Annotated in this window: 20 protein-coding genes and 1 riboswitch; of the genes, 11 read left to right on the top strand and 9 right to left on the bottom strand. The window is 73.7% G+C overall.

The window, feature by feature from the left end; translation table 11 throughout:
• The 3 genes from ACFWFR_RS05420 to idi form a co-directional block, all read left to right on the top strand.
• The coding region (locus tag ACFWFR_RS05420) for a permease prefix domain 1-containing protein (protein ID WP_377621702.1) at positions 1-1,259 on the top strand (1,259 nt) is incomplete at its 5' end.
• A 102-nt stretch (positions 1,260-1,361) separates the two neighbouring features.
• On the top strand, positions 1,362-2,336 hold the full coding sequence (locus ACFWFR_RS05415) for a squalene cyclase (protein ID WP_377621701.1): 975 nt from the start codon (positions 1,362-1,364) through the stop codon (positions 2,334-2,336).
• Positions 2,337-2,494: 158 nt separating this feature from the next.
• Positions 2,495-3,094 (top strand): isopentenyl-diphosphate Delta-isomerase, encoded by a 600-nt coding sequence (gene idi, locus ACFWFR_RS05410; RefSeq protein ID WP_377621699.1) that lies wholly within the window; start codon positions 2,495-2,497, stop codon positions 3,092-3,094.
• A gap of 88 nt (positions 3,095-3,182) precedes the next feature.
• Here the strand turns inward: idi and ACFWFR_RS05405 are convergent, their stop codons facing one another.
• Entirely contained in the window at positions 3,183-3,938 is a 756-nt protein-coding gene (locus ACFWFR_RS05405) for a hypothetical protein (RefSeq protein WP_377621697.1), read from the bottom strand.
• 139 nt (positions 3,939-4,077) lie between these two features.
• On the opposite strand from ACFWFR_RS05405, the gene ACFWFR_RS05400 reads away from it, so the two are divergent.
• Complete coding sequence (locus tag ACFWFR_RS05400; RefSeq protein ID WP_377615588.1) at positions 4,078-4,899, top strand: methyltransferase domain-containing protein; 822 nt, start codon at positions 4,078-4,080, stop codon at positions 4,897-4,899.
• Positions 4,900-5,257: 358 nt separating this feature from the next.
• On the opposite strand, the gene ACFWFR_RS05395 is transcribed toward ACFWFR_RS05400, so the two are convergent.
• Together ACFWFR_RS05395 and ACFWFR_RS05390 are read right to left on the bottom strand one after the other, a co-directional pair.
• Positions 5,258-6,997, bottom strand: coding sequence for a DHA2 family efflux MFS transporter permease subunit (locus tag ACFWFR_RS05395; protein ID WP_377621695.1), 1,740 nt, complete (start codon positions 6,995-6,997; stop codon positions 5,258-5,260).
• Between the two features lie 48 nt (positions 6,998-7,045).
• On the bottom strand, positions 7,046-7,957 hold the full coding sequence (locus ACFWFR_RS05390) for an SDR family oxidoreductase (protein WP_377621693.1): 912 nt from the start codon (positions 7,955-7,957) through the stop codon (positions 7,046-7,048).
• A gap of 203 nt (positions 7,958-8,160) precedes the next feature.
• Between ACFWFR_RS05390 and ACFWFR_RS05385 the strand changes: the two genes are divergently transcribed.
• Positions 8,161-8,661 carry a low molecular weight protein-tyrosine-phosphatase gene (locus tag ACFWFR_RS05385; protein WP_377621704.1) on the top strand — a complete coding sequence of 167 codons (501 nt, stop codon included), beginning with the start codon at positions 8,161-8,163 and terminating at the stop codon, positions 8,659-8,661.
• An 18-nt stretch (positions 8,662-8,679) separates the two neighbouring features.
• Here ACFWFR_RS05385 and ACFWFR_RS05380 read toward each other — a convergent pair whose 3' ends face one another.
• Both ACFWFR_RS05380 and ACFWFR_RS05375 read right to left on the bottom strand, forming a co-directional pair.
• Entirely contained in the window at positions 8,680-9,843 is a 1,164-nt protein-coding gene (locus ACFWFR_RS05380; RefSeq protein WP_377621691.1) for an alpha/beta hydrolase, read from the bottom strand.
• Between the two features lie 51 nt (positions 9,844-9,894).
• A complete protein-coding gene (locus ACFWFR_RS05375; RefSeq protein ID WP_377621690.1) occupies positions 9,895-10,548 on the bottom strand; it encodes a DUF1992 domain-containing protein in 654 nt (217 codons plus the stop codon).
• Positions 10,549-10,820: 272 nt separating this feature from the next.
• On the opposite strand from ACFWFR_RS05375, the gene ACFWFR_RS05370 reads away from it, so the two are divergent.
• Positions 10,821-13,106 carry a SpoIIE family protein phosphatase gene (locus ACFWFR_RS05370; RefSeq protein WP_377621688.1) on the top strand — a complete coding sequence of 762 codons (2,286 nt, stop codon included), beginning with the start codon at positions 10,821-10,823 and terminating at the stop codon, positions 13,104-13,106.
• A 46-nt stretch (positions 13,107-13,152) separates the two neighbouring features.
• Here ACFWFR_RS05370 and ACFWFR_RS05365 read toward each other — a convergent pair whose 3' ends face one another.
• Positions 13,153-13,623, bottom strand: a complete 471-nt coding sequence (locus ACFWFR_RS05365; RefSeq protein WP_377621687.1) for an ATP-binding protein — start codon at positions 13,621-13,623, stop codon at positions 13,153-13,155.
• Positions 13,624-13,721: 98 nt separating this feature from the next.
• The gene (locus ACFWFR_RS05360) at positions 13,722-14,018 is read right to left on the bottom strand and encodes an STAS domain-containing protein (RefSeq protein WP_377621685.1); all 297 of its coding nucleotides are present in this window, start codon (positions 14,016-14,018) and stop codon (positions 13,722-13,724) included.
• 184 nt (positions 14,019-14,202) lie between these two features.
• Between ACFWFR_RS05360 and ACFWFR_RS05355 the strand changes: the two genes are divergently transcribed.
• Positions 14,203-15,396 carry a pyridoxal phosphate-dependent aminotransferase gene (locus ACFWFR_RS05355; protein ID WP_377621684.1) on the top strand — a complete coding sequence of 398 codons (1,194 nt, stop codon included), beginning with the start codon at positions 14,203-14,205 and terminating at the stop codon, positions 15,394-15,396.
• Between the two features lie 6 nt (positions 15,397-15,402).
• Here the strand turns inward: ACFWFR_RS05355 and ACFWFR_RS05350 are convergent, their stop codons facing one another.
• A complete protein-coding gene (locus ACFWFR_RS05350; protein ID WP_191801838.1) occupies positions 15,403-15,744 on the bottom strand; it encodes a hypothetical protein in 342 nt (113 codons plus the stop codon).
• A 195-nt stretch (positions 15,745-15,939) separates the two neighbouring features.
• Here ACFWFR_RS05350 and ACFWFR_RS05345 point away from each other — a divergent pair, with 195 nt between their 5' ends.
• Positions 15,940-16,845 carry a LysR family transcriptional regulator gene (locus tag ACFWFR_RS05345; RefSeq protein WP_191801840.1) on the top strand — a complete coding sequence of 302 codons (906 nt, stop codon included), beginning with the start codon at positions 15,940-15,942 and terminating at the stop codon, positions 16,843-16,845.
• A 34-nt stretch (positions 16,846-16,879) separates the two neighbouring features.
• On the opposite strand, the gene ACFWFR_RS05340 is transcribed toward ACFWFR_RS05345, so the two are convergent.
• Positions 16,880-17,083, bottom strand: coding sequence for a hypothetical protein (locus tag ACFWFR_RS05340; protein ID WP_191801842.1), 204 nt, complete (start codon positions 17,081-17,083; stop codon positions 16,880-16,882).
• A gap of 202 nt (positions 17,084-17,285) precedes the next feature.
• On the opposite strand from ACFWFR_RS05340, the gene ACFWFR_RS05335 reads away from it, so the two are divergent.
• The 3 genes from ACFWFR_RS05335 to gcvP all read left to right on the top strand — a co-directional run bounded on the left by ACFWFR_RS05335 (position 17,286) and on the right by gcvP (position 24,134).
• Positions 17,286-19,292: a collagen binding domain-containing protein gene (locus ACFWFR_RS05335; RefSeq protein ID WP_377621682.1), complete on the top strand. Its 2,007-nt coding sequence runs from the start codon at positions 17,286-17,288 to the stop codon at positions 19,290-19,292.
• Positions 19,293-19,368: 76 nt separating this feature from the next.
• A complete protein-coding gene (locus tag ACFWFR_RS05330; RefSeq protein ID WP_377621680.1) occupies positions 19,369-20,889 on the top strand; it encodes a lactate dehydrogenase in 1,521 nt (506 codons plus the stop codon).
• A 37-nt stretch (positions 20,890-20,926) separates the two neighbouring features.
• A riboswitch (glycine riboswitch) is annotated at positions 20,927-21,027 on the top strand.
• 206 nt (positions 21,028-21,233) lie between these two features.
• Positions 21,234-24,134 carry an aminomethyl-transferring glycine dehydrogenase gene (gcvP, locus tag ACFWFR_RS05325; protein WP_377621679.1) on the top strand — a complete coding sequence of 967 codons (2,901 nt, stop codon included), beginning with the start codon at positions 21,234-21,236 and terminating at the stop codon, positions 24,132-24,134.
• The last annotated feature ends 29 nt before the right edge of the window (positions 24,135-24,163 follow it).

Raw genomic sequence — 24,163 nt, 5'->3', positions numbered from 1 at the left:
TGGAGGACCACCTGCGCGAGCAGGTCGCCGACCTGACCGCGACCGGCCTCGACGACGACGAGGCGTTCCTCGTCGCGGTCAAGCGCATGGGCAACCTCGACGAGGTCTCGCGCGAGTTCGCCCGCGAGCACTCCGACCGCCTGTGGAAGCAGCTCGTCCTGGTCCCCGACGCGGCCGCGGTGGGCGGCGGCTCACCGCGCTGGCGCGAGCTCGCGGTCGTGCTCGCGCTCGCCGTCGGCGCGGGGATCGCGGTCAAGGTCGCCGCGGAGACCATCAGCGACGAGACGGTCCTGCTGCGCAACGTCAGCCTGCTCGTCTTCCCCTTCCTCGCTGGGTACTTCGCGTGGAAGCGCCGCCTCACGTGGGGCGTGGGCGCCATGCTCGCGATCCCGTTCGCGGTGCTCGCGGTCGTCCTCAACGTCTACCCCTTCGCGCCCGAGGGCTCGACCCTGCTGCTCGCGGCCCTGCACGCCCCGGTCGTCCTGTGGGCCCTCGTCGGGGTCGCGTACGTCGGCGGGCGCTGGCGCTCGGACAGCGGACGCATGGACTTCGCCCGCTTCACGGGCGAGCTCGCGATCTACTTCACGCTCCTCGCGCTGGGCGGCGGTGTGCTGCTCGGCCTGACGTTCGGGACGCTGAACCTCGTGGGGATCGATCCCGAGCCGTTCTTCGAGGGCTGGGTCCTGCCGTTCGCCGTCCCGGGCGCGCTCGTCGTCGCCGCGTGGCTCGTCGAGGCCAAGCAGGACGTCGTCGAGAACATCGCCCCGGTCCTCACGCGCGTCTTCACCCCGCTGACCGTCGTCATGCTGCTCGTGCTCTTCGTGGTGCTCGCGACCGCCGGATCGCTGCTCGACACCGACCGCGGCCTCCTCATCCTCATGGACGCGATCCTCGTCCTCGTGCTCTGCCTGCTCCTCTACTCGGTCTCGGCACGCGACCCGCTCAGCCCGCCGCACCTGTTCGACGGGCTGCTGCTCGTCCTGGTCGTCGCGGCGCTCGCGGTCGACGCCGTGGCGCTCACCGCGATGCTGACCCGCATCGCCGAGTTCGGCTTCAGCCCCAACAAGGTCGTGGCCCTGGGCCTCAACGTGCTGCTGCTCGTGCACCTCGTGGGCTCGGCCCTCCTGCTGACCGGGTTCCTGCGGGGGCGGCGGCCGTTCGCGGCCCTCGGCCGGTGGCAGACGCAGTTCCTGCCGGTGTACGCGGTGTGGGCCGCGGTCGTGGTCGTGGTCTTCCCGCCCGTGTTCGGGTTCGTCTGACCCGTCGCCGTCGCCGTCGCCGTCGCCGTCGCCGTCGCCTCGGCGGCGGCCCGGCAGCGGCCCCGCTCCGGCCCCTTCGGCCCGCCGTCGTAGTCTCGGAGGATGACCGACGACGCTCTGGTCGACTGGCTCCTCGACGCGGACCCCGCACTGCGGTGGCGGGTCGAGCGCGACCTCGTCCGAGCCCCCGACGAGGTCTGGCAGCAGACACGGTCCCGCGTCGCGACCGAGGGCTTCGGTGCTCGTCTGCTCTCGCTGCAGGACCCGGACGGGCAGTGGGCGGGTGGTGCGTTCTTCCCCGCCGGCTTCGACATGGACGGCCCCGAAGCCCGGTCCGGCGCCGGTCAGCCCTGGACGGCGACGACCTGGTCGTTGAACGCGCTGCGGGAGTGGGGACTCGACCCGGCGGTCCTGCGCGAGCGCCGGACCGCCGAGCTCCTGGCGCAGAACAGCCGCTGGGAGTACGACGACCTGCCCTACTGGGGCGGGGAGGTCGACTGCTGCATCAACGCGTGGACCCTGGCGAACGGCGCGTGGCTCGGTGCCGACGTCGCGCCCCTCCTCGACGCGATGCTCGCGGTGCGCATGGCCGACGGCGGCTGGAACTGCGAGTGGGTCGAGGGCTCGGTCCGGTCCTCGTTCCACTCGACCCTCAACGTCGTCAAGGGACTCCTGGCGCACCAGGCCGCGACGGGCGGTACCGACGAGACGCGCGAGGCACGGCGCTCAGCCGAGGAGTACCTCCTGCGTCGGGACCTGTTCCGCCGCGAGTCGACGGGAGAGCCCGTCGCGCCCTGGGTGCGGTACTTCACCTACCCGTACCGCGCGTTCTACAGCGTGCTCAACGCGGCCGTCCACCTCCGCGAGGCGTCGCTGCTCGACGGCACGCCCCCGGACCCTCGCATGGCCGAGGCGATCGGGATGATCCGGGCAGCTCGGCAGGCAGACGGGACCTGGCTCCAGTCGCCGCGGCACCCGGGCACGGTGTGGTTCGAGGTCGACGCGCCGGCAGGTGAGGCCTCGAGGTGGCTGACCCTCGACGCGACCCTCGTGCTCGCCTGGTGGGACGGACGCTAGCGCCGCGCTCCGTCGTCGGGCTCGCCGTGCTCGCCGGGCAGCCGAGACGCCCGGCCGCTCGTCCCACGGACGGACTTCCTTCCTCTCCCCCGGTGTGTGACAGTGGGCCGGATGCTCCGGTGCACCCCCCGATCGCACCGCAGGACCCTGGAGGAACCATGACCGACGTGCACGTGCCCGTCGCCGCCGACCATGTCGTGACCGTCGACGACGAGGGGACCCGCACCGGGACCTTCGCGCGCAGCGCCGTCCACACCACCGAGACGCCGCTGCACCTCGCGTTCTCCTGCTACGTGGTCGACGGCGCCGGCCGCCTCCTGGTGACTCGTCGCGCGTTGTCCAAGCGCACGTGGCCCGGGGTGTGGACCAACTCGTTCTGCGGCCACCCGCGCTGGACCGAGACGACCGAGGAGTCGATCGTGCGCCACGCCGCGCACGAGCTGGGGCTCGAGATCACGGGGCTCGAGGTCGCCGTACCGGGGTTCCGGTACCGGGCCGTGGACGCGTCGGGCGTGGTCGAGAACGAGATCTGCCCCGTGTACGTCGCGCGCGCCGCGGGGGACGTCACGGCCAACCCGGACGAGGTCGCCGAGCTCGCGTGGGCCGAGCCCGGTGCGCTGGGGAGCGCGGTCGACGCCACCCCGTGGGCGTTCAGCCCGTGGATGGTCCTGCAGGTCGCGGCGCTGCGGGACGCGGCGAGCGGGCCCGACGGCGCCGTCTCACCCCTGCTGGCAGAGGTCGCCTCGGCCCTGGGCTGAGCAGGCCGGCGGGCCGGGGTGCCCGGCCCGCCCTGGGCTTGCCGCCGACCCGCCCGCTCAGGCCCGTCCGCGCGACCGGGCGGGAAGCTCAGCGCGCGCCGGCCCGGACCTGCAGGCTCGTGGAGCGCAGGCGCTCGGGCAGGTGGAGGTGGTCGGCGTCCGCGACGCTCACGCGCAGGCGCCGGGCGGGCAGCGCGTGCGGCAGCGTGAGGTCGGCCCCCGGCTGGCCCGAGAGGCGCAGCGCGGCGGCGAGCTCGTGCACCAGGACCTCCTGGCGGTGGGAGTCGCGCACCGAGAAGACCCACAGGTCCTGACGGTCGGGCTGGGGTCGCCAGGTCCCGGTCCGCGTGAAGGCTCGGGAGACCTCGGCCGTGGGCCCGACGAACGTGACCGAGCGCAGCGACCACAGCGCGGTGCGGTTGGTCGCGGACGCTCCCTGGTCTGCCTTGAGCAGCGACACGGGGCGCTGGGTCCCGACGATCGCGGCCACGCTCGGTGCCACGACGTCCGCGTAGGGCACGGCGTAGGGGCTCAGGAACGGACCGAACGAGCCGACCACGAGCCCTCGTTCCAGCACGAGGAGCTTCTCGCTCGCGACGAACCGCAGGATCACGGCCAGGACGAGTCCCATGCCCAGCGCGAAGACCGCGACCTGCAGGAGGCTCCCGTTGAACGCCACGACGGCGACGACGAGCGCGAAGACCCCCGCCACGATCCCGATCCCACGCGCCGACAGGGTGCACGACTCGACGTGGCGCAGCTCGCCGAGGGTGGGCCGGTGCCGCTCGGCGACGTCACGGACCTTGCGGGTCGGGCGGTGGCTCGACGGCGAGAGGAGGGGCATCGGCGGGGCGCTCCGAGGGCTCGTGCGGGACGGGGTCGTGCTGCGGTCCCGCAGCCGCGCCGATGCTATCCGACAGGCAGGATTCCCTACCGGGCGTGCCGTTTCGACTGTGCCCGCGCCAACGGGTGACAATCGACGCATGTCAGCAGCCGGATCCCTCCCCGTCCCCGACCCCGCAGCGTCGTTCGAGGCGCACGTCGAGTGGGCCCGGGCGACGCCGGTCGAGGGGTTCGACCTGACACCGATCGACGACCGCTGCGTCGAGGACCCGTTGCCCTGGGACTACCTTGTGCTGGCGCGCGAGCTCGTCGGGAGCGGCCGGGGCCCGGTCCTGGACCTGGGCACGGGCGGCGGGGAGGCGTTCTCGTCGCTCGCGCCCCTCCCCGAGGGCTCGGCAGCGACCGAGGGCTGGCCCCCGAACGTCCCCGTGGCCCGACGGCGCCTCGAACCCCTGGGTGTGGACGTCCGGCAGGTGGGGAGCAGCAAGGGCGAGGGCCTCATGCTCCCGTTCCTCGACGGCCGGTTCGCGGTCGTCCTGGACCGGCACGAGGAGTTCGAGGCCTCGGAGGTGCTGCGGGTCCTGGAGCCCGGGGGCGTGTTCATCACGCAGCAGGTCGACAGCCGCGACGGGATCCGGCTCAACACCGCGCTCGGCGCGGACCTGCCGTGGGACCCGGACGACGTGACGATCGAGGGCGTGGCGGCCGAGCTGGCCGAGGCCGGGTTCGTGATCGACGTGGCCCGCGAGCACGTGGGGACGCGCCACTTCCACGACCTGAGCTCGCTGCTCTGGTACCTCAAGGTCATCGCGTGGCAGGTCCCGGAGATCGCGAGCCTCTCCCCCGAGGCGGTCGCGAGGTTCGAGGCACCGCTGCGGGCGCTGCACATGCACTTCGCGGCGGGCAACGAGTTCGTCGACGAGGCTCCCCGCTTCCTCGTGGTGGCGCGCAAGCCGTTCTGAGCCCGGGGCGGCGGAACCCCTCGGAGGACGTGACCGAGCGTGCTCGGGGTGCGCTCCGTCGTCGGGCTTCTTGGGCATGAAGAAGCCCGCGGGCTGGTGGATCTCTCCACCCGTCGCGCTGGACGAGGGCGCGACGCCCGCGGGCTCCGGTGGTTGCTCGGTTCTCGCTGGTCGTGGGTGACCTGACGGTCACCTGTCGGCCGCGGGTTCCTCGCAAGGTCCGTCGCTCGATGGCACGACTAGCGTGCAACCACCTCATGTGTCCGAAGATTCTTCACTTCGTGGACCACCTCCTTTCCCATGTGCCGACGACGCTACGCCTGCTCTCCGAGGCTGCCAAGACAATTTCTCCCACGGCTCAGCGGGCCGTCGCGTCGGGCTCGGGAGCGGGAGTCGTCGGCGTGCGCGACGAGGCCCCGCCCTGGTCGACGCCCTCGCGCCGGGAGGCCGCGACGACCCGCGACGAGCACAGCAGGCCCAGGAGCAGGAACCCCGCCGCGACGTACAGCGAGACGCGCGTGCCGTCGCTGAAACCCTCGGACAGCGCGTCGACGACCTCGGGCGTCTTCTCTCCGAACTGGCTCCTGGTGCCCTCGGCGCGCAGCTGCGGGACCGTCCCGCCCGCCGACTGCTGGGTCGCTTCGGCGACCTGCGTCGCGACCGTGGGCGGGACGCCGTCGACCTTCTCGAGCGCGGGCGGGACCGAGGTCGAGAGGCCGATCGCGAGGGCGGCCCCGATGAACGCCGTGCCCAGGGCCGAGCCGAGCTGGCGCGCGGTCGACTGCGTCGCGGACGCCTGGCCGGACTCCTCCTCGGGGACGTCGACGAGCGTCGTGCCGGTGAGCTGCGCGGACGCGAGCCCCAGGCCCAGGCCGTAGATCACGAGCAGGGCCGCGATGAGCCACGACGACACGGTCGGCGTCACGACGAGCGCGACCGCGAGCACCCCGACGACCTCGAGCACGAGGCCCAGGACGATCGTGCGGGGCGACCCGATCGCGGCTGCGAGGTGACGGGCCATGGCGCCCGAGAAGAACGCACCCGCAGCCATGGTCGCGAGCACCACGCCCGCGCCCAGGCTGGTCAGCCCCAGGATGTTCACGAGGTAGAGCGGCAGCACGAAGATCAGGCCGAACTCGCCGATCGCGACGAGCATCGCGGTGAGGTTTCCCCAGCGGAACGTCGCGACCCGGAAGAGCGTGAGGTCGAGCAGGGCCGAGCGTGCGATCCGGGCGCGGTGGCGCTCCCAGAGCGCGAACAGGACGAGGAACAGCACGCCGATCGCCCCGATCACGGGCACGGGCGAGACGGGGGCGTCGGTCCCCCAGACCGCCCCGAAGACCTTGAGGTCGGCCTTGGGCGCCCACCAGCCGAGGGACTGTCCCTCGATGAGCGCGAACACGACCGCGCCGAACCCGAGCGCGCTCGTGAGGAGGCCGACCACGTCGAGCCCCGGCACCGTGATGTGCGCGCGGGTCTCGGGGACCACGAGGAGCGCCCCGATGACGACCGCGACCCCGATCGGGATGTTGACGAGGAAGATCCACGGCCACGTGAACGACGTCGTGAGCCAACCACCGAGGAGCGGCCCGACCGCGGCCATGCCCGAGATCACCGCGCCCCAGATGCCGAACGCGACCGCCCGGTCCTTGCCGCGGAACGTCGCATTGACGGTCGAGAGCGTCGCAGGGAGGACGAACGCGCCGCCGACCCCCTGGACGAGGCGCGCGACGATCAGGGTCCCGGCGTCGTCGGCCTGGGAGGCCAGGATGCTGCCGCCGAGGAAGACCACGACGCCCACGAGGAGCAGGTTGCGTCGACCGAGCCGGTCGCCCAGGCGGCCCGCGGTCAGCAGGAGCGCCGCGAACACGACCGAGTAGGACGCGTTGACCCACTGCGCGTCGTTGAGGTCGAGGTGCAGGTCCTCGATGATCGTCGGGAGCGCGACGCCCACGATCGTCCCGTCGAGCACGATCATCGACAGCGCGGTCGCGAGGACGAACAACCCGGCCCACCGGTGGTCGCTCTTCCCGCCCGTGGCCTGGGCCCGGTCCGGTGCGGCGGAGGACCCGCCCGACTCGTTCGACTGCGCGCTCATGGACGCTCCTTCGAGTGCGGGGCGGTGCGCTGCCCCCTGGGTGTGCGGTCAGGCGGGGAGCAGGTGGTCCCACTCCTCGGGGTAGTCGTCGAGCCACGAGGCGAGGGACCGGGCAGGCCGTCCGGCGAAGCGTTCGACGACGTCGCTCACCACGGACAGGTCGCCCGCGGCGATCGCTGTGTAAGACGAGACCCAGCCGTCGACCTCGAAGGGCGGCGCGGCGTAGACGGCCCGCGACGCGTACGCCTCCTCGACGGTCTCCGGGTGGTACGTGATGCTGCGGCCCGTGACCTCGGACAGGAGGGTCGCCACCTCGGTCAGCGTGAGCGCCTCGGGGCCCGTGAGGTCGTAGGCCTTGCCGTCGTGCTGCGCGGGGCGCTCGTCGAGGAGGATCGCCGTGGCGACGTCGGCGATGTCGTCGTGCGAGACCGAGGACAGGCGTCCGTCGCCCCCGGGGCCGCGGATCACGCCGTCGTCCCCGACCATGTGGACCAGGCCCTGGTGGTACAGGTTGTCGCGCAGGAACGTGTGCTTGAGGCCCGTGCCCTTGATGTACTCCTCGGTGTGCCAGTGGTCGCGTGCGAACGTGAACGTGGCCTCGGGGGCCGCGCCGAGGAACGACACGTAGACGATGCGCTCGACGCCGGCGGCCACCGCGGCGTCGACGGCGGCGCGGTGCTCCTCGACCCGGTTCGGTGCCTCGCGGGCCGAGACCAGGAAGACCGAGCTCGCGCCCTGGAAGGCGCGGACCATGTTCGGGGTGTCGATGTAGCCGGTCGTGACGGCGACCTCGGACTCGGGCAGCGGCTCGCCGTCGGGCAGCCGTGGTGCGCGCGTCGCGTCGCGCACGACGAGGCGCTGCCGCGCGCCCTCGGCGGCCAGCCGCAGCGCGAGCTTGGAGCCCAGCCGCCCGCTGGCCCCGGTCACGGCGACGAGCCCCCTGTCGGTCCTGATGGTCATGCGTCCACGGTAGGCCGGGCGGAGGGGAACCGCCTGGGGGCGCCTCCGCGGCCCCGCCCGTGGGGGCCAGAGGACCGTGGCCGGCGTGCCTCCGGCACACTGGAGGCGTGACGACACCGACCACTCCTGCTCCCGGGGGCGACCGCGGGACCCACGACGCCGCCCGCACGGCGACGCCGGACACCCACCGGCCCTACCGCGTCATGACGGTCTGCACGGGCAACATCTGCCGCTCCCCCATGGCCGAGATCGTGCTGCGCGACCGCTTCGAGGCCGCGGGCCTCGGCGGACGGGTCGTCGTGGACTCGACGGGCATCAGCTCCGAGGAGCACGGCAACCCCGTGGACCGGCGTGCGCGGCGCGTCCTGGCCGAGCACGGGTACGACACGGGCGAGGGGCACCACGCCCGTCAGGTCCGCCCCAGCGACGTCGTCTCGCGCGACCTCGTGCTCCCCATGACCTCGCAGCACGCCCGCGCGCTGCGGCGCCTGCACGGCGACGGGAACGTCCGCATGTACCGGTCGTTCGACCCGGCGGCCCCTGTCGTGGCCCCCGAGCACGCCGCGCGCGACGAGCACCTGCTCGACATCGACGACCCCTGGTACGGCGGCAGGCAGGACTTCGAGGACTGCCTGGCACAGGTCGAGGCCGCGGCCGACGGGATCGTGGAGTACGTCCGCGAGCAGCTGGCCCGGCGTCCGTAGCGGCTGCGCTCCGACCTGCTAGCCGCTCCGCCCGAACCACCCGCGCACGGTGTCACGCACCGTCCCGGCAGCCCTCCCGGCCCACCGCGCCGGCGCCCAGCCGTCCGGCGCCGCGTCCTCCTCGGGGGGCGGGGGTCGGTCGGGCACGTAGCCGCGCACCCACGTCGCGATGTCCTGGTAGGCCTCGGCCCGCACGGGCGGGGCCGAGAGCACGACGTCGTGCAGTGCCCCGTCGATCCGCGTGAGCGTGACCTGGCTCCCCAGGTCGGTCGAGCGTCGAGCGATCCCCACCACGTCGAGCGCGGTGTCGCTGCGCATCATCTCGGGGGACCACGTGGGGAGCAGGGTGCTGCGCGCGGAGAGCAGCACGAGCACGGGGACCGCGATCCCGAGACCGCGCTCGACGGTCCCCTGCCCGCGCAGGATCGCGGTCAGCCAGGCCGGGTGCGTGGGGAAGCCGCGCACGGGCCGCCACGCGAGGTCGTAGTCCCACTCGCCGTCGAGCGTCCGGGACACCGAGCGCGTGTAGAAGCCGAGGTCCACCTGGGGAAGGGGCGCTCGCGGGTCGATCCGCGCCTGGAGCTCGAGCGCGGGCGCGAGCACCTTGCGCCCGATCCCGCGGGCCTGGAACTCGAGCCAGGGGCTGTTGAGCACCAGGGCCGCGACGCGGTCCTGGTGCCGCGCGGTCCACAGGCTCAGGGTCAGACCTCCGGTCGAGTGCGCCATGAGCACCAGGTTGCGCTCGTGCTTGGGACGGTCCGCGGTGAGGATGCCGTGGCCCATCGCGGTGAGCGCGGCCTCGATGTCCTCGTCGTACGTCGCGAGGTCGGTGACGAACCCGGGGGTCTGGCCGGGGCGCAGGCTGCGCCCGTACTTGCGCAGGTCGAGCGCGAAGAACCGCGCCCCCTGGGCCTCCCAGAAGTCCGCGAGCTCGGTCTGGAAGAAGTAGTCGGACCAGCCGTGCACGTACAGGACGTCGATCCCGCGGTCGGCGACCAGCGGGTCGCGGGACTCCCGGGGGTCGGCCGCGGAGCCGCCGCCCGCCCGACGGCGTCGCACGAGCGTCGCGACCACCTCGCCCTCGTCGTCGGGCGTGAGGGGCAGGGTCAGCTGCTCGAACCCGTCGAGCACATCGGGCTGCCAACCGGTGGTCTCGGTGGGCCGGGCGTCGGGTTCGGGCATGTCCCGAGGGTAGGAGCCGGGGTGCGGGGGCGCGCGGTGGGAGGGGGTGAGTCAGGTCTCGTCGTCGTCCCGCCGTACCCGACGGCGCCACCACCGCCGGGTGGGTTCGTCGCCCGCGGCACGCCTCGCCCCGGGCGCGGCGTCCGCGGAGGTGCGGGACGCCGTCGGGCCGGTGGCGCTGCCGGCCGTGCGACGCTCGCGCCACAGCGACACCTCCTCCTCGACGTCCCGCAGCGGCGTGACCACGGGAGGACCGCCCAGGAGCTGGCGCCGCGCGTCGACCACGCGGGCGTTGAACTCCTCGACCACCTCGCGCACCGACTCCTCGGAGAACTGGCGGTCGAGCTGGTCGCGCAGGCGGGCGTCGTCGGCCCGGAGCTGGGCCGGGGGCAGGACGCCCGTGATCTGCTCGCGCTCGACCAGGTTCTTGAGCCACCAGTCGGGGTCGTGGTGAGAACCCAGCCCCGGGATGGGCTTGCCCGCGAGCGGCAGGTCGTCGAACTCGCCGCGCGCCATGGCCTGCCGCACGAGCTCGTCGACCCACTGACCCCGGTTCTCGAGCGGCAGCCGGGGGCGTCCCGGCTCGGCGGGTTCCGCGGCCTCGTCCTCGGGACCGTCCTCGTGCGCGCCTTCCGCGGACTCGCGCGCGGCCTCACGGTCGACGCGGTACTGCGCGGCCCGGCGTACCGGGTCGTCCTCGGTCATGGGTTCCTCCCTGCTGCCGGCCCGTGAACGGCGCACTCCCACCGCTCGCCGTCCTCCTATCCTCGCCGTTCCGCACGCTCGCGGTGAAGAGGCGCACGGGTACCGGGGGCGGGCAGGACCGGCTGCACGGGACCGCGACCGTCGGTCGAGGTTGTACGCTGGGCCGCCGCGCTCCGACAGGTGGCGTGCTCGTGCCCGGTGATGAAGCCGCCGGGACAGGCCCGGCAGCGTGCTGCCGCGAACGGCCCGCACCCGCGGGAGGTGGAGCTGCAATGACACAGAGCACCGACGAAGAGCTTCTCGGACCGGCCGAGGCGATCGACCTCGAGAACTGCGCCCGAGAACCCATCCACGTCCCGGGCCGGATCCAGCCGCGCGGGGTCCTGCTGGTGGTTCGCGAGCGCGACGGCCTGGTGGTCCAGTGCTCCGCCACCGTGCGCGAGCTCCTGGGAAGGGCGCCGGAGGACGTGGTCGGCACCCACCTGCGGGACGTGCTCGGCCCGCAGGACGGGACCAGGCTGCTCGACCACGCCGCGCGGCACCAGGACCTGGCCCCGCACAACCCCGTCGAGATCCGCACGGGGGCCGGTGGCGTGGTCCCGACCGACGCGATCCTGCACCGTCCACCGCTCCCGGCCGACGCCGAGCCCGTCGTCGTGGTCGAGCTCGAGCCGGCCGTCGTGCGGCCCCTGAGCTTCCCCAACACGTACCAGGCCGTGCGCACGGCGCTCGCGGACCTCGACCGGGCGTCGACGCTCGACTCGCTGTTCACGACCGCGGCCGAGCACGTGCGTCGCCTCACGGGCTTCGACCGCGTGATGATCTACCGGTTCGACGCCGACCACAACGGCGAGGTCGTCGCCGAGGCCAAGCGCGAGGACCTCAACTCGTTCTACGGGCTGCACTACCCCGCGACCGACATCCCCCGCCAGGCCCGGGCGCTGTACGAGAAGAGCTGGATCCGCCTGATCGACGACGTGGACTACGTCCCGAGCGACGTCGTCCCCACGACCCTCCCGACGACCGGCGAGCCGCTCGACCTCACGTACTCGACCCTGCGCAGCGTCTCCCCCATCCACCTCGAGTACCTGCGGAACATGGGCGTGGGCGCCTCGATGTCGATCTCGCTGCTGCGCGACGGGAGGCTGTGGGGCCTCATCGCGTGCCACCACTACTCCGGACCGCACCATCCGTCCTACGCCGTGCGCGCTGCTGCGGAGTTCCTGGGATCGGCGCTCTCGGTGCTGCTCGTGGCGCAGAGCGAGGAGGACAGGCTGGTCGCGTCGCGGGCCTCGTCACGGCTCCTCGCCGGTCTCGTCGCCGACAGCCGCGACGAGGACACCTCGCTCGTCGAGGCCATCACGGCCGACGACCGGCTCCTCGACCTCGTGGACGCCGACGGCGTCGTCGTGCTCGCCGAAGGACGGTCGGCGTCGCTCGGTCGGGTGCCGGACGAGGAAGGGGTCGCGCTGCTCGTCGGGTGGCTCGCGGGCCTGCTCTCCGAGACCGCCGACGAGGTGGTGGCGGTCGACTCGTTGCGCGTCGCGGCCCCGGAGATCGCCGACCTGCTGCCCGACGCCGCGGGGGTCCTCGGGGTGCTCCTGAGCGACGGCCAGGCCGTGGTCTGGCTCCGCGACGAGGTGCTGCGCAGCGTCGACTGGGGCGGCGACCCGCACAACAAGGCCATCGCGCTGAGCGAGGGCGACACGGTCCGGCTCAGCCCTCGCAAGTCGTTCGACCGCTGGCGCGAGGTCGTGAGCGGCCACAGCGAGCCCTGGGCCGAGGACGCGGTCGAGAGCGCGGGAGCCCTGCGCAGCCACCTCGTCGAGGCGCTCTACCTGCGCGGGCGCCGGGACGTGCGGGCGGCCGAGGCACTCCAGCGCAGCCTCCTCCCCGCGTCTCTCCCGGAGGCGCCGGGCTGGGCCGTGGCCGCACGCTACGAGCCTGCCGGCGGCGGCTTCGTCGGCGGAGACTGGTACGACGCCCTCATGCTGCCCTCGGGGGCGCTCGCGCTGGTCGTCGGGGACGTCACCGGTCACGGGCTCCAGGCCGCCGCGTCGATGGGACAGCTCCGCAACACGCTGCGCGCCGCGCTCGTGCGCGCAGGGACTGCGCAGGGTGCGGTCGAACAGCTCGCGGAGACCGTGCAGTGGACCATGCCCGGGCAGATCGCCACGCTCGTGGTCGCGGTCGTGGACCTCACGACGGGTGCGGTCGAGTACGTCACGGCCGGCCACCCGCCGCCGTTCTTCCTGGTCCCGGGAGAGGGCGTCGTGTGGGGCCGGCTGCTGGGCGGCCCACCGCTCGGGCTGCCGTCCCGCGAGGTCGTCGCCGGGACCACCACGATCGGTCCGGGCGGCGCGCTGGTGCTCTACAGCGACGGGCTCTTCGAGCGACGCGACGAGTCGCTCAAGGCAGGCCTGCGCCGGCTCGCCGGCACGTTCGCCGAGCACGTGGGCGACATCGACGCCGTGCTCCGCTCGACGCGCGATCCCGAGTCCGAGGACGACGCGACCCTGCTGGTGCTGCGTCGTCGGGCCGGGGACGTCGAGGCCTGACCCGCAGGCCGCACGGACCGGCCTCCGTGCTGCCGAGGCGCCCGGCTCAGGGGACGGCCGCTGCGGGGACCGCGGGCGACGACGCCTCGCGAGCCCCGCCGAGCCTCGCCCACACGTGCTTGCCCTCGGCGACGAACCAGCCCACGTCGAGCGCGAGCCGTTGCGCCAGGAGAAGGCCGAACCCGCCGTCGCCCGGGAGCCGGGGCGCGGCCACCACGGGGGCCCGGCTCGTGTCCTGGTCGATCACGTCGACGATGAACTCCTCGCCGTCGGTGAGGAGCTGGACCGTGGTCGGCGGGCGGCCGTGGCGCAGCGCGTTCGTGGCGAGCTCGCTCGCGACCAGGACGATCTTCTCGGACACCTCGGCCATCGCGCCGTCGGGGGCCAGCGGACGTCCGGTCAGCTCCTGGTGCAGCGACGTGCGCAGCATCGAGAGCTCGTCGATCGAGTCGAGCTGCCAGACGCGGACCACGCGGAAGGTCTCGGGCGGACGGGACGAGGGGATCGTGGTGTCCATGGGGTTCCTCCGTGGGTTCCGGGCGGGGCCGGCGGGTCGTGGTGCGGGGCGTGCTGCGGACGACGCCGTGGCCGGGGGTGGCCGTGGCGACGGGACGGTCAGTCGACGATCGTGAACTGCGAGATGACGCCGCTGATCTCCAGCAGGTCCCGGATGCGCTCCGGGACCCCGACCAGGACAGGCGGCTCGCCACCACCGAGGACCGAGAGGTAGAGCAGGCGCAGGCCTCCCGAGTCCATGAAGGTGACCTGGCCGAGGTCGATCGTGATCGGCCCCTCGGCTCGCTCGACCGAGCGGGCGAGCTCAGCCTCCGAACGGTCCTGGACCGCGGCGTCGACCTCTCCCCACATGGTCCACCGAGGACCGGGCTCGTCGATCCGTACTCCACCTTGCATCGTCTGCTCCTGCACCGATCGCCTCTCGCTCGTCTCGTGCGGGACTCGTCGTCACCCGAGGGACGGGGACCCGTGCCAGGTTACGGAAGATCTGGCCGCGCCACTTCCGGGGGCGCGTCCCGTCACGGGACCTGCACACCTCGACGGGCCCCAGGACGCCCGGGATCCCGGGCATGATGGCCTCATGAAGGTCTCGCGCAGGTCGCACGTCCCCCCGTTCGCCGTCATGGAGGTCCTCGCTGCGGCCAACGCGCGCCGCGACGCGGGCGAGTCCGTGCTCAACCTGTGCGCCGGGGAGCCCGCGACGGGGGCCTCGGACGTGGTGCGGCGCCGAGCGATCGACCTCCTCGAGTCGGGCGACCTGGGCTACACCGAGGCCATGGGCGTGCCCGCGCTGCGCCAGGCCATCGCCGCCCACTACGGGCGGACGTACGGGGTGGACGTCGACCCGGCGAGGGTCGCGGTCACGACCGGGTCCTCGGGCGGGTTCATGCTCGCGTTCCTCGCGGCGTTCGACGCCGGGGACCGGGTCGCGCTCGCGCGGCCCGGGTACCCGGCCTACCGGAACATCCTCGCGGCCCTCGGGTGCGAGGTCGTCGAGCTCGACTGCGGCCCCGAGACGCGCTACCAGCCCACGGTCTCCCAGCTCATGGAGGCCTACTACGAGGGCGGGCTCGACGGGCTCGTGATCGCGAGCCCGGCGAACCCGACGGGGACCATGATCCCGCCGGCCGAGCTGGCAGCGCTCTCGGCGTGGTGCACCGACCACGACGTCCGCCTGATCAGCGACGAGATCTACCACGGGATCGTCTACGCCGACCCGGCCTCACCGGCCGGGGAGACCGCGACCGCGGCGCAGTACCTCGACGACGGCGCGGTCGTCGTCAACTCGTTCTCGAAGTACTGGGCCATGACGGGCTGGCGGCTCGGGTGGCTGCTGCTGCCCGAGGACCTCGTGGGAGCGGTCGACGCGCTCGCGGGCAACATCGCGCTGAGCCCGCCCGCGCTCGCCCAGCACGCAGGCGTCGCGGCCTTCTCGCCCGAGGGGTACGCGGCCGCGGCGGAGAACGTCGCCCGGTACGCGGACTCGCGCGCGCTCGTGCTGGACCGGCTCGACGACCTGGGCTGGGACCCGGTCGCCCCGGCGGACGGCGCGTTCTACGTCTACGCGAACGTCGCGGCGTCGGGGCTCGACTCGGTCACATGGTGCGAGCGGCTGCTCGCCGACACGGGGGTCGCGCTCACGCCCGGCACGGACTTCGACGGCGTGCGCGGGGGCGAGTGGGTCCGGTTGTCGTTCGCGGCCGCGCCCCAGGTCGTGGCCGAGGCCGTCGACCGGATCGTGGCGTGGCGCGCGGCGGGGTACCGGCGGGCGTGACGGGCGTCAGGCCGCCAGGTCCACCGAGCGCACCTGAGCGGCGGGCACCTCGAGGGGCACGACGACGGCCTGGGTCGCGCGACGCCGTCGGGCCTTGACGAGCACCACGATGGCCTGACCGCCGATCACGATCCACACCACGTTCGCGACCGCCGACGGCCACACGCCGTTGACCGCGGCGACCAGGCACATGAGCCCGGCGCCGACGAAGTTCGTGAGCTGGAACCGCAACGAGTCGCCCGACCAGCGGCCACGCGTGACCATCGCGTACGCGGTGACCGCGGCGATCGCACCGACCCATCCGAGCGGGGTCACGACCATGTCGACGAGGGAGGGGGAAGCGGACATGGCGGTCTCCGGGCAGGGGTCACGAAGGGATCGGGGAGGGGGGACCTGGTGGGAGCTGCGACGCTGCAGCGACCAGGGGGATCGTGGGCGCCAGCCCCTTTTGAGGAGGACCGGCCGGCGCCACGTCACAAGTGTGGCCCCGAAAATCATTCAGCACAATTGAAGAACTCTGACGTGGCCGTTTAGCATCTCTACATGGCCACGGACCCACGAAGACTTGGTTTCCTGCTTGCCGTGCACCGAGCCGGAGGTGTCCTGGCTGCGGCCGACATGCTGCACGTGACGCCCTCTGCCGTGTCTCAGCAAATAGCGCGTCTGGAGGCCGAGGAGGGCATCCAGGTCCTCGACCGCGGACCCCGGGGCGTGACCCTCACGCCCGCAGGCCGCATCCTGGCCGACGCGGCAGAACGCATCGAGGCCGAGATGGTCGAGGCCCGCAAGGCCATCGTCGCGATGAGCGAGGAGATGACGGGCACGGTGTCCGTCGGCTCGTTCCAGACGGCCATCCGCGCGGTCGTCGGCCCGACCTTCGCATCCCTCGAGACGCGCTACCCGGGCGTCGAGCTCGACGTCCAGGAGCTCGAGCCCGCCGACGCGCTCCGGCTGCTGCGCACGGGCGACCTGGACGTCGTGCTCCTCGAGCGCGACGAGGATGCCGACTCCCCCGCCCCCCGCGGCATGCGTGAGGTCCCGCTGCTCGACGAGCCGTGGCGCGTCGTCGTGCCCGCGACGTTCCCCACGCCCGCACGCCTCGACGACGTGAGCGACGCCGTCTGGCTGGGCCCCGAGCCCACCACGGCCGCGGCGCGCGCCCTGCGCCGCCTCTCGCGCACGCTCGGCACGACCCTGCGCACACGCCACTCGTACTACGACTTCGACGTCGCGCTCGCGCTCGTCGCAGCCGGGCAGGGCGTCGCGATGCTCCCGGCGCTCGCGGTCCAGGGAGAGATGCCCGACGGCGTCACGGTCGTCCCGCTGCCGGGCCTGGGTTCGCGACGGCTCGTCGCGCGCCACCGGGCCACCCGGCACGAGCCGCGTCCCGTCGTGAACGCGGTCATCGACGAGATGGTCGCGGCGGCCTCGGCGATCGAGCTGGGGTGAGGCGCGCGACGCCGTGCCCGCCGCCGAACACGTCTCAGCGCGCGGCCACGGCGAGCTCGCCGTCGTCGAGGACCGTGAGCTCGTCGAGCAGGCGCGTGAGGGTGCTGACCGACCGGTCCCACCTGCTCGACCGCGGGTCGACGGGGGTGTCCGCCCCGGCCGGGACGGCGTCGGGCTCGGCGAGGTGCCGCGGGACGTAGGTGCTGGTCGACTGCTGGGCCTGCGTACTGCTGTCCATACCGGGTGATTCCCCCTCGGGGCGCTCGCGACGATCCCCGTCGCACGCGCACGACGAGGTGAGCACCTCATCCTTCCCGGACGACCTGTGGGGCAGAGGAGGCGCGCCCCACGACCGTGCGCGGGTCAGTGGGGAGTGTCGTGGAGATCGTGTGGGAAACGGTCGCAGCGCGCGTCGGCGCCTCTCCTCCTACCGTTGCAGTGTGCGCCCCTCGCGAAGCACGACCGCTGCGCTCGTCGCGGCCCTCGCCGTGCTGCTCGGACTCCCCCTCGCCCTGCTCGTCGCTGCCCCGGTGGGAGCCGTGACCACGGCAGGCTGGGCCGCCTGGGACCCGCTCGCGGGCAGCGGGGGGAGCTTCACGACCACGGTGCGGCTCCCCGCGGGTGGCTTCCCCGCCGCGACCGTCACGTCCGACTCACGGTCGGGCCAGGTGGGCGTCCAGTCGGGTGCGAGCTCGTGGCTCGGCGCGACGACGCCCGTCGGGGCGACGTACGGGTCGAGCCAGGGGCAGCCGTACCTGAACCTCCGCCCGCGCGCCGACTCGCCGAGCGCGCCGTCGACCACGACCTACACGTTCGAGCGCCCGACCCCGGCCGGAGGATGGACGTTCGTGCTGGGAGACATCGACGCCGACCAGGTCACGGTGAGCGCGCGCGGTCTCGCGGGCCGGCTCCTCACGGGCGCCGAGCTGGGCTATCGCGGCAGCTTCAACTACTGCGCCGTGACGCCGGGCCCTGCGTGCACGGGCACCGACGTGCCCACGTGGGACCCCGCCACGGGGGTGCTCGTCGGGAACGCGACGGCCACCGACACGTCCGGCGCGTCCGCCTGGTTCGAACCCACGGTGCCCCTCACGAGCCTCACGTTCCTCTTCCAGCAGCGCTCGGGCTTCCCGGTCTACCAGACCTGGTTCGCCTCGCTGGCCCGCGACGTCAGCGGCACCATCACCCTGCAGGGCGGGGGCCCGCTGGCCGGTGCCACGCTCTCTCTCCTCTCGCCCGAGGGCGTCCGGCTCGCGACGACGACCTCGGCCGAGGACGGGACCTACGGCTTCGCCGGGTACACCGCGGCCGACGGCTGGACGGTCGAGGTGACCCCGCCGCCCGACCCGGACGGGCCGGGGCTGATCGTCGAGGGACCGTCCCGGCTCCCCGCGGACCTCGCCGACGAGGACGCGACGGGTGTGGACTTCCTCGTCCGAGAGATCGTCCCGGTCCCCGTGAGCGGCGCGGTCCGCACCGACGGGGGCCGGCCGGTGCCCGGTGCGACCGTCACGATCGACAGCCCGGGCGGTCCCTCGTTCACGGCGACCACCGACTCCCAGGGGCTCTACCTGGTCGACCAGGTGCCTGCAGGGCCGCACACGATCACGCTCACCCTGCCCGAGGGCTTCCCGGTCGCTCCCCCGCCGATCCAGATCGAGGTCCCCGAGGCCTCCGAGGTGCCGATCACGGACCAGGACTTCGTGGTCCCGACCCTTCCGTCGCTCTCCGGGACCGTGACCGCGGGCGCCGCGGGGGTCCCGGGGGTCGTCGTGACCTTCACGGGGCCGGGCGGGGTGACGGGCAGCGCCGTCACGGGCGCCGACGGCGGCTACCGGTTCGAGCAGCTCCCCGCGGGCCCGTACACCGTCGCCGTGGCTCCCCCGGCGGGGTTCACGGTCGAGGGGGCCGGGACCCGCGCCGTCACCGTCGGGGCCGACGACGTGACCGGGATCGACTTCGCGCTCGCGCGCCCCGGCGCGATCGGCGGCACGGTCACCGACGACCAGGGGGCGCCCGTCCCGGGCGCCGTGGTCCTGGTGAGCGGCCCCGACGGGGACACCTCGTCGACGACCGACGACGCGGGGAGCTACTTCGTCGACGGCCTGCCCGCGGGCGACTACGCGATCACGCTGACCGTGCCCGACGGCTACACGGGCACCGGGCCGGTCGAGCGCGCCGTGACGCTCACCGACGCGGGCGAGTCCCGGCTCGACCAGGACTTCGCGGTCGCCACGGCCGACCCGCCCGTCGGCCCGCCCGTCGACCCGCCCGCTGACCCGGGCGGGGGCTCCGTGCCCGACGGCACCTCCACCGCGCGCCCAGCCCCCCAGCACCTCGCGGCGACGGGGCCCGACGCGGGCGCTCTCCTCACGGTCGGGCTCGCCCTGACGACCACCGGAGTGCTGGTGGCAGCGGGCGGACGGAAGGTGCGCCGTCGGGCGTGAGGGACGCGCTCACCCCTCCGGACACCGCTCCCGCAGCCGGACCGCGGCCAGGACACCCCCGGCGTAGCCTGCTCGGATGGACGTTGCAGTGCTCGGTGCGACCGGGGACGTCGGACGGCAGGTGTGCACGCAGCTCGTCGAGCGGCGCATCCTGCCCCCGACCTCCCGCCTCCAGCTCGTCGGACGCCCCGGCGGGGCGTCGGGGCGCGCGGTCCACGGCCTGCGGGCGGACCTCGTGGACGCCTACGACGAGCACGCACCCCTGATCGACGTGGCCCACTCCCCCGACGACGTCGTGGCGGACGTGATCGTCGTCGCGGCGGGAGCCACGTCGCCCGCTCGGGCGGGAGCCTCGCTCGACAGGACCCGGCTCGCGCTCGGCAACCGCGAGGTCTTCGCCGGCTACGCCGACGCGATCGCACGGCACGGCTCGGGGCACGAGGTCGTGATCGTGGTGTCGAACCCCGTCGAGGTGGGTGTCGCGGTCATGGCGCGGACGCTCGGCGCGCACCGCGTGGTCGGGATGGGCGCGTGGCTCGACACGCTGCGCTTCCGGCGCGAGATCGCCGCCGAGCTGGGCGTGCGGCGGCACCGCGTGGGCGGGTTCGTCGCAGGGCAGCACGGTGAGGACGCCGTCCCGCTGTGGTCGACGGTCCGCATCAGCGGCCACGACCCCGCCGAGCGCGAGCGCACGCTGCGGCGCCTGCGCCGGGGCCGCACGCTCGACGCCTTCCCGCGCGAGATCGCCGTGGCCCAGGCCGAGCTCGTCGAGGTCGCGGCCGTCGACGTCGGGGCGGCCTACCGGCTGATCGACACGTGGCCCGCGGACCTGCGCCTCGTCGCGCGCCCGTGGATGACGCACCAGAGCGGTGCCAAGACCGCGACGGCGACCGCCGCCGCGACAGCCGACCTGGTCGAGGTCGTGCTCGACGGGCGCGAGACCGTCGTCGCCGGCCAGGTCGCTCTCGACGGCGAGGTGTCGCTCGCGGGCCGACCGCTGCGGGGAGTGCTGGGCGTACCGCTCGTCCTGGGCCCCGAGGGGTGGACGCGCGTCCTCCTAGACCCCTTGCCCGACGACGAGGCGCGCCGCCTGCGAGGAGCGGCGGCAGCCGTGGGGGCGTCGTTGCGGTCGGCGGGGATCGAGGACGGGGCCCGGGCCGGCTCCGGTGCGGGCGACGACCTTCCCTCCGAGGAGGTCGGGGTCGAGGAGGCCGGGATGGAGGGCGACCAGGTCGGCCAGGCGGGCCAGGCCCGCTCCCGTGAGCGGATCGTGGCCGTCGACGGCCAGGGCGCCCGGGACGGTGCGCCCGCGCCCGAGTCCTCGTGGGCCGCCCAGGTCCACGGACTGCATGGCGTCGGCACCCTCACGGGCCTCGCGGGCGTCTTCTCGACGCGTGGCGTGAGCTTCGAGTCGTTGGCGACCGAACCCGTCGACGGTGACGGCGACGCCGGGACGATCCACGTGACCTTCCGGGCGACCCGTCGACGTGCCCGCGCGCTCGAGCGTGCGGTGACCCGCCTCGCGACGGTGCGCTCCGTCGTCGTGCAGGAGACCACCGACCGGCCGTCCTCGCCGCGGGCCCGCGCCGACCGCTAGGCTAGGACCCGCACGACCACAACCACATACTGCTGCTCGAACCACTGCGGGAGAGCCCGGCCACCTCAGGGTGAGGTCGGCGCCGAAGGAGCAACTCCTCCCCGAGAAACTCTCAGGCCGACGTACCGCGGTGGCGAGGCAACTCTGGAAAGCGGTGACCCCGTCCCCCTCGGGGGGCAGAGTCCCCTACCGACGGTGCAAGCCGGCGCGCCCCGGGTCCGCGAGGACCATGGCGGACCGGCAAAACTCTCAGGTCGACGCTGCGCGTCCGATGACAGAGCGGGGAGGAACTGGTGGGCTCCCGAGCCCGCCGCCGTCTTCCTCGCCGACCCCCGGAGACCTCCGTGACCCAGCAGTCCAGCGACGCGTTCGACCGCGCGCACTTCCCGTTCCGCCACATCGGCCCCCGTCCGGTTGCTGCTGACGCGAGCGACGTTCCCACGGGCGAGGTCGCGGCGATGCTCGCCGAGCTCGGCTACGACTCCCTCGACGCCCTGGTCGACGCAGCGGTCCCGGACTCCATCCGCACCGACCGCCCGCTCGACCTGCCGGCCGCGCGCACCGAGACCGAGGTCCTCGCGGACCTGCGGGCCATCGCGGCGAAGAACGTCGTCAAGAGGCAGATGATCGGGCTCGGCTACTACGGGACCATCACTCCCCCGGTCATCCGCCGCAACGTGCTCGAGTCCCCCGCCTGGTACACGGCCTACACGCCGTACCAGCCGGAGATCTCGCAGGGGCGCCTCGAGGCGCTCCTCAACTTCCAGACCGTGGTCCTGGACCTCACGGGGCTCGAGGTCGCGAACGCCTCGCTGCTCGACGAGGCCACCGCTGTCGCCGAGGCCGTGGCGCTCATGTGGCGCGCGGCCAAGGGCGGGGCCGGCGTGGTGGCGCTCGACTCGGAGCTGTTCCCCCAGACGGTCGCGGTGACGCGCGCCCGGGCCGAGTCGGTCGGCCTGCCCGTGGTCGTCGTGGACCTGTCGCAGGGCCTGGCAGCGGGCCTCGCGGCGGCCGGCGCCGCGGACGAGAAGCTCATCGGCGTGGTGCTCCAGCAGAGCGGCGCCTCGGGCGTGGTCCGGGACCTGCGTCCGCTCGTCGCGGAGACCAAGGACCGGGGCGGCCTGGTCACGATCGCCGCCGACCTGCTCGCCCTGACGCTGCTCGTCTCGCCCGGAGAGCTCGGCGCGGACGTCGCGGTGGGGTCGGCCCAGCGCTTCGGTGTCCCGCTCTTCTACGGCGGCCCGCACGCGGCGTTCATGGCGGTCCGCAAGGGCCTCGAGCGGTCGCTCCCCGGGCGTCTGGTCGGCGTGTCGGTCGACGCGGACGGGGACCAGGCCTACCGGCTCGCTCTCCAGACCCGTGAGCAGCACATCCGCCGCGAGAAGGCGACGAGCAACATCTGCACCGCGCAGGCGCTGCTCGCGATCGTCGCGTCGATGTACGCGGTGTACCACGGGCCCGCGGGGCTCCGGGAGATCGCGGAGCGCGTCCACTCGCGCGCCGTGGCGCTCGCCAACGGCCTGCGCGCCGCGGGCGTCGAGGTCGGGCACGACGTCTTCTTCGACACGGTCTCGGCCGTGGTCCCGGGCCGCGCGGCGGCACTCGTCGCTGCCGCCGCAGACGCCGGCATCAACGTGTACAACCCGGACGCAGATCATGTACAGATCGCGTGCGACGAGACCACGACGCCCGACGACGTCCTCGCGCTGGTCGAGGTGTTCGCCACGGGCCAGGACCTCGAGTTCGAGGGCGGCGGCAGCGTGCTGCCGGCAGACCTGCTGCGCACGACGGACTACCTGACGCACCCGGTGTTCCACCGGCACCGCTCCGAGACCGCGATGCTGCGCTACCTGCGCTCGCTCTCGGACAAGGACCTGGCGCTCGACCGCACCATGATCCCGCTGGGCTCGTGCACCATGAAGCTCAACGCGACCGCGGAGATGGAGGCCATCTCGTGGCCCGAGTTCGCGGACGTGCACCCGTTCGTCCCGGCCGAGCAGGCCCTCGGGTACGCCGAGCTGATCGAGGGGCTCCAGTCGCAGCTCGCCGAGATCACGGGGTACGCGGGCGTCTCGGTCCAGCCCAACGCGGGGTCGCAGGGTGAGTTCGCGGGCCTGCTCGCGATCCGCGACTACCACCGCTCGCGCGGCGAGGAGGGGCGCGACGTGTGCCTCATCCCCGCGTCGGCGCACGGCACCAACGCGGCGTCGGCGGCTCTCGCGGGCATGCGTGTCGTGGTCGTCGCGACGTCCGAGAAGGGGGAGGTCCAGCTCGACGACCTGCGCGCCAAGCTCGAGCAGCACGGCCCCCAGGTCGCCGCGATCATGATCACCTACCCCTCGACGCACGGGGTCTACGAGGAGCACGTGCGCGAGGTCTGCGACCTTGTACATGCTGTTGGCGGACAGGTGTACATCGATGGGGCGAACCTCAACGCGCTCGTCGGCCTGGCCCGCCCGGGCGAGTTCGGCGGCGACGTCTCGCACCTGAACCTGCACAAGACCTTCTGCATCCCGCACGGCGGTGGCGGCCCCGGCGTCGGGCCCGTCGCCGTGGCCGAGCACCTGGTGCCCTTCCTGCCGGGGGACCCGCTCACGGGCGAGGGCGCCTCGCCGGTCTCGGCCGCGCCGTTCGGCTCGGCAGGCATCCTGCCGATCTCCTACGCGTACGTCGCCCTCATGGGGCCCGACGGTCTCGAGGCCGCGACCAAGACGGCCGTGCTGGCCGCGAACTACCTGGCCAGCCGCCTGACCGAGCACTTCCCCGTGCTGTACACCGGCGAGACGGGCCTGGTCGCGCACGAGTGCATCCTCGACCTGCGCGGCATCACCGCGCAGACCGGAGTGACCGCCGAGGACGTCGCCAAGCGCCTCATGGACTACGGCTTCCACGCCCCGACGCTGTCGTTCCCGGTCGCGGGCACGCTCATGGTCGAGCCGACCGAGAGCGAGGACCTCGCCGAGCTCGACCGATTCGTCGACGCGATGGTCGCGATCAAGGCCGAGATCGACCAGGTCGCCGCAGGTACCTGGGCCATCGAGGAGTCCCCGCTGCGCGGGGCGCCCCACACGGCCGCTGCCGTGATCTCGGACGCGTGGGACAAGCCGTACTCGCGCGAGGTCGCGGCCTACCCGCTCGCCGCGCTGCGAGCCGGCAAGTACTGGCCGCCCGTGCGCCGCATCGACGGCGCCCGGGGGGACCGCAACCTCGTCTGCTCCTGCCCCCCGATCGAGTCGTACTCCTGAGGTCGACCGGTCCGGCACGACCCCGCGGT

Origin of the sequence: Oerskovia sp. NPDC060287 (assembly GCF_042726775.1) — a bacterium.
Classification (GTDB): domain Bacteria; phylum Actinomycetota; class Actinomycetes; order Actinomycetales; family Cellulomonadaceae; genus Oerskovia; species Oerskovia merdavium.
This window is presented reverse-complemented; position numbering and strand designations above follow the sequence as displayed.

Excerpts from the sequence above, each read along its gene's own strand:
- ACFWFR_RS05415 (WP_377621701.1), top strand. The coding sequence starts at position 1,362 with ATGACCGACGACGCTCTGGTCGACTGGCTCCTCGACGCGGACCCCGCA.
- idi (WP_377621699.1), top strand. The coding sequence starts at position 2,495 with ATGACCGACGTGCACGTGCCCGTCGCCGCCGACCATGTCGTGACCGTC.
- ACFWFR_RS05405 (WP_377621697.1), bottom strand. The coding sequence starts at position 3,938 with ATGCCCCTCCTCTCGCCGTCGAGCCACCGCCCGACCCGCAAGGTCCGT.
- ACFWFR_RS05400 (WP_377615588.1), top strand. The coding sequence starts at position 4,078 with ATGTCAGCAGCCGGATCCCTCCCCGTCCCCGACCCCGCAGCGTCGTTC.
- ACFWFR_RS05395 (WP_377621695.1), bottom strand. The coding sequence starts at position 6,997 with ATGAGCGCGCAGTCGAACGAGTCGGGCGGGTCCTCCGCCGCACCGGAC.
- ACFWFR_RS05390 (WP_377621693.1), bottom strand. The coding sequence starts at position 7,957 with ATGACCATCAGGACCGACAGGGGGCTCGTCGCCGTGACCGGGGCCAGC.
- ACFWFR_RS05385 (WP_377621704.1), top strand. The coding sequence starts at position 8,161 with ATGACGGTCTGCACGGGCAACATCTGCCGCTCCCCCATGGCCGAGATC.
- ACFWFR_RS05380 (WP_377621691.1), bottom strand. The coding sequence starts at position 9,843 with ATGCCCGAACCCGACGCCCGGCCCACCGAGACCACCGGTTGGCAGCCC.
- ACFWFR_RS05375 (WP_377621690.1), bottom strand. The coding sequence starts at position 10,548 with ATGACCGAGGACGACCCGGTACGCCGGGCCGCGCAGTACCGCGTCGAC.
- ACFWFR_RS05370 (WP_377621688.1), top strand. The coding sequence starts at position 10,821 with ATGACACAGAGCACCGACGAAGAGCTTCTCGGACCGGCCGAGGCGATC.
- ACFWFR_RS05365 (WP_377621687.1), bottom strand. The coding sequence starts at position 13,623 with ATGGACACCACGATCCCCTCGTCCCGTCCGCCCGAGACCTTCCGCGTG.
- ACFWFR_RS05360 (WP_377621685.1), bottom strand. The coding sequence starts at position 14,018 with ATGCAAGGTGGAGTACGGATCGACGAGCCCGGTCCTCGGTGGACCATG.
- ACFWFR_RS05355 (WP_377621684.1), top strand. The coding sequence starts at position 14,203 with ATGAAGGTCTCGCGCAGGTCGCACGTCCCCCCGTTCGCCGTCATGGAG.
- ACFWFR_RS05350 (WP_191801838.1), bottom strand. The coding sequence starts at position 15,744 with ATGTCCGCTTCCCCCTCCCTCGTCGACATGGTCGTGACCCCGCTCGGA.
- ACFWFR_RS05345 (WP_191801840.1), top strand. The coding sequence starts at position 15,940 with ATGGCCACGGACCCACGAAGACTTGGTTTCCTGCTTGCCGTGCACCGA.
- ACFWFR_RS05340 (WP_191801842.1), bottom strand. The coding sequence starts at position 17,083 with ATGGACAGCAGTACGCAGGCCCAGCAGTCGACCAGCACCTACGTCCCG.
- ACFWFR_RS05330 (WP_377621680.1), top strand. The coding sequence starts at position 19,369 with ATGGACGTTGCAGTGCTCGGTGCGACCGGGGACGTCGGACGGCAGGTG.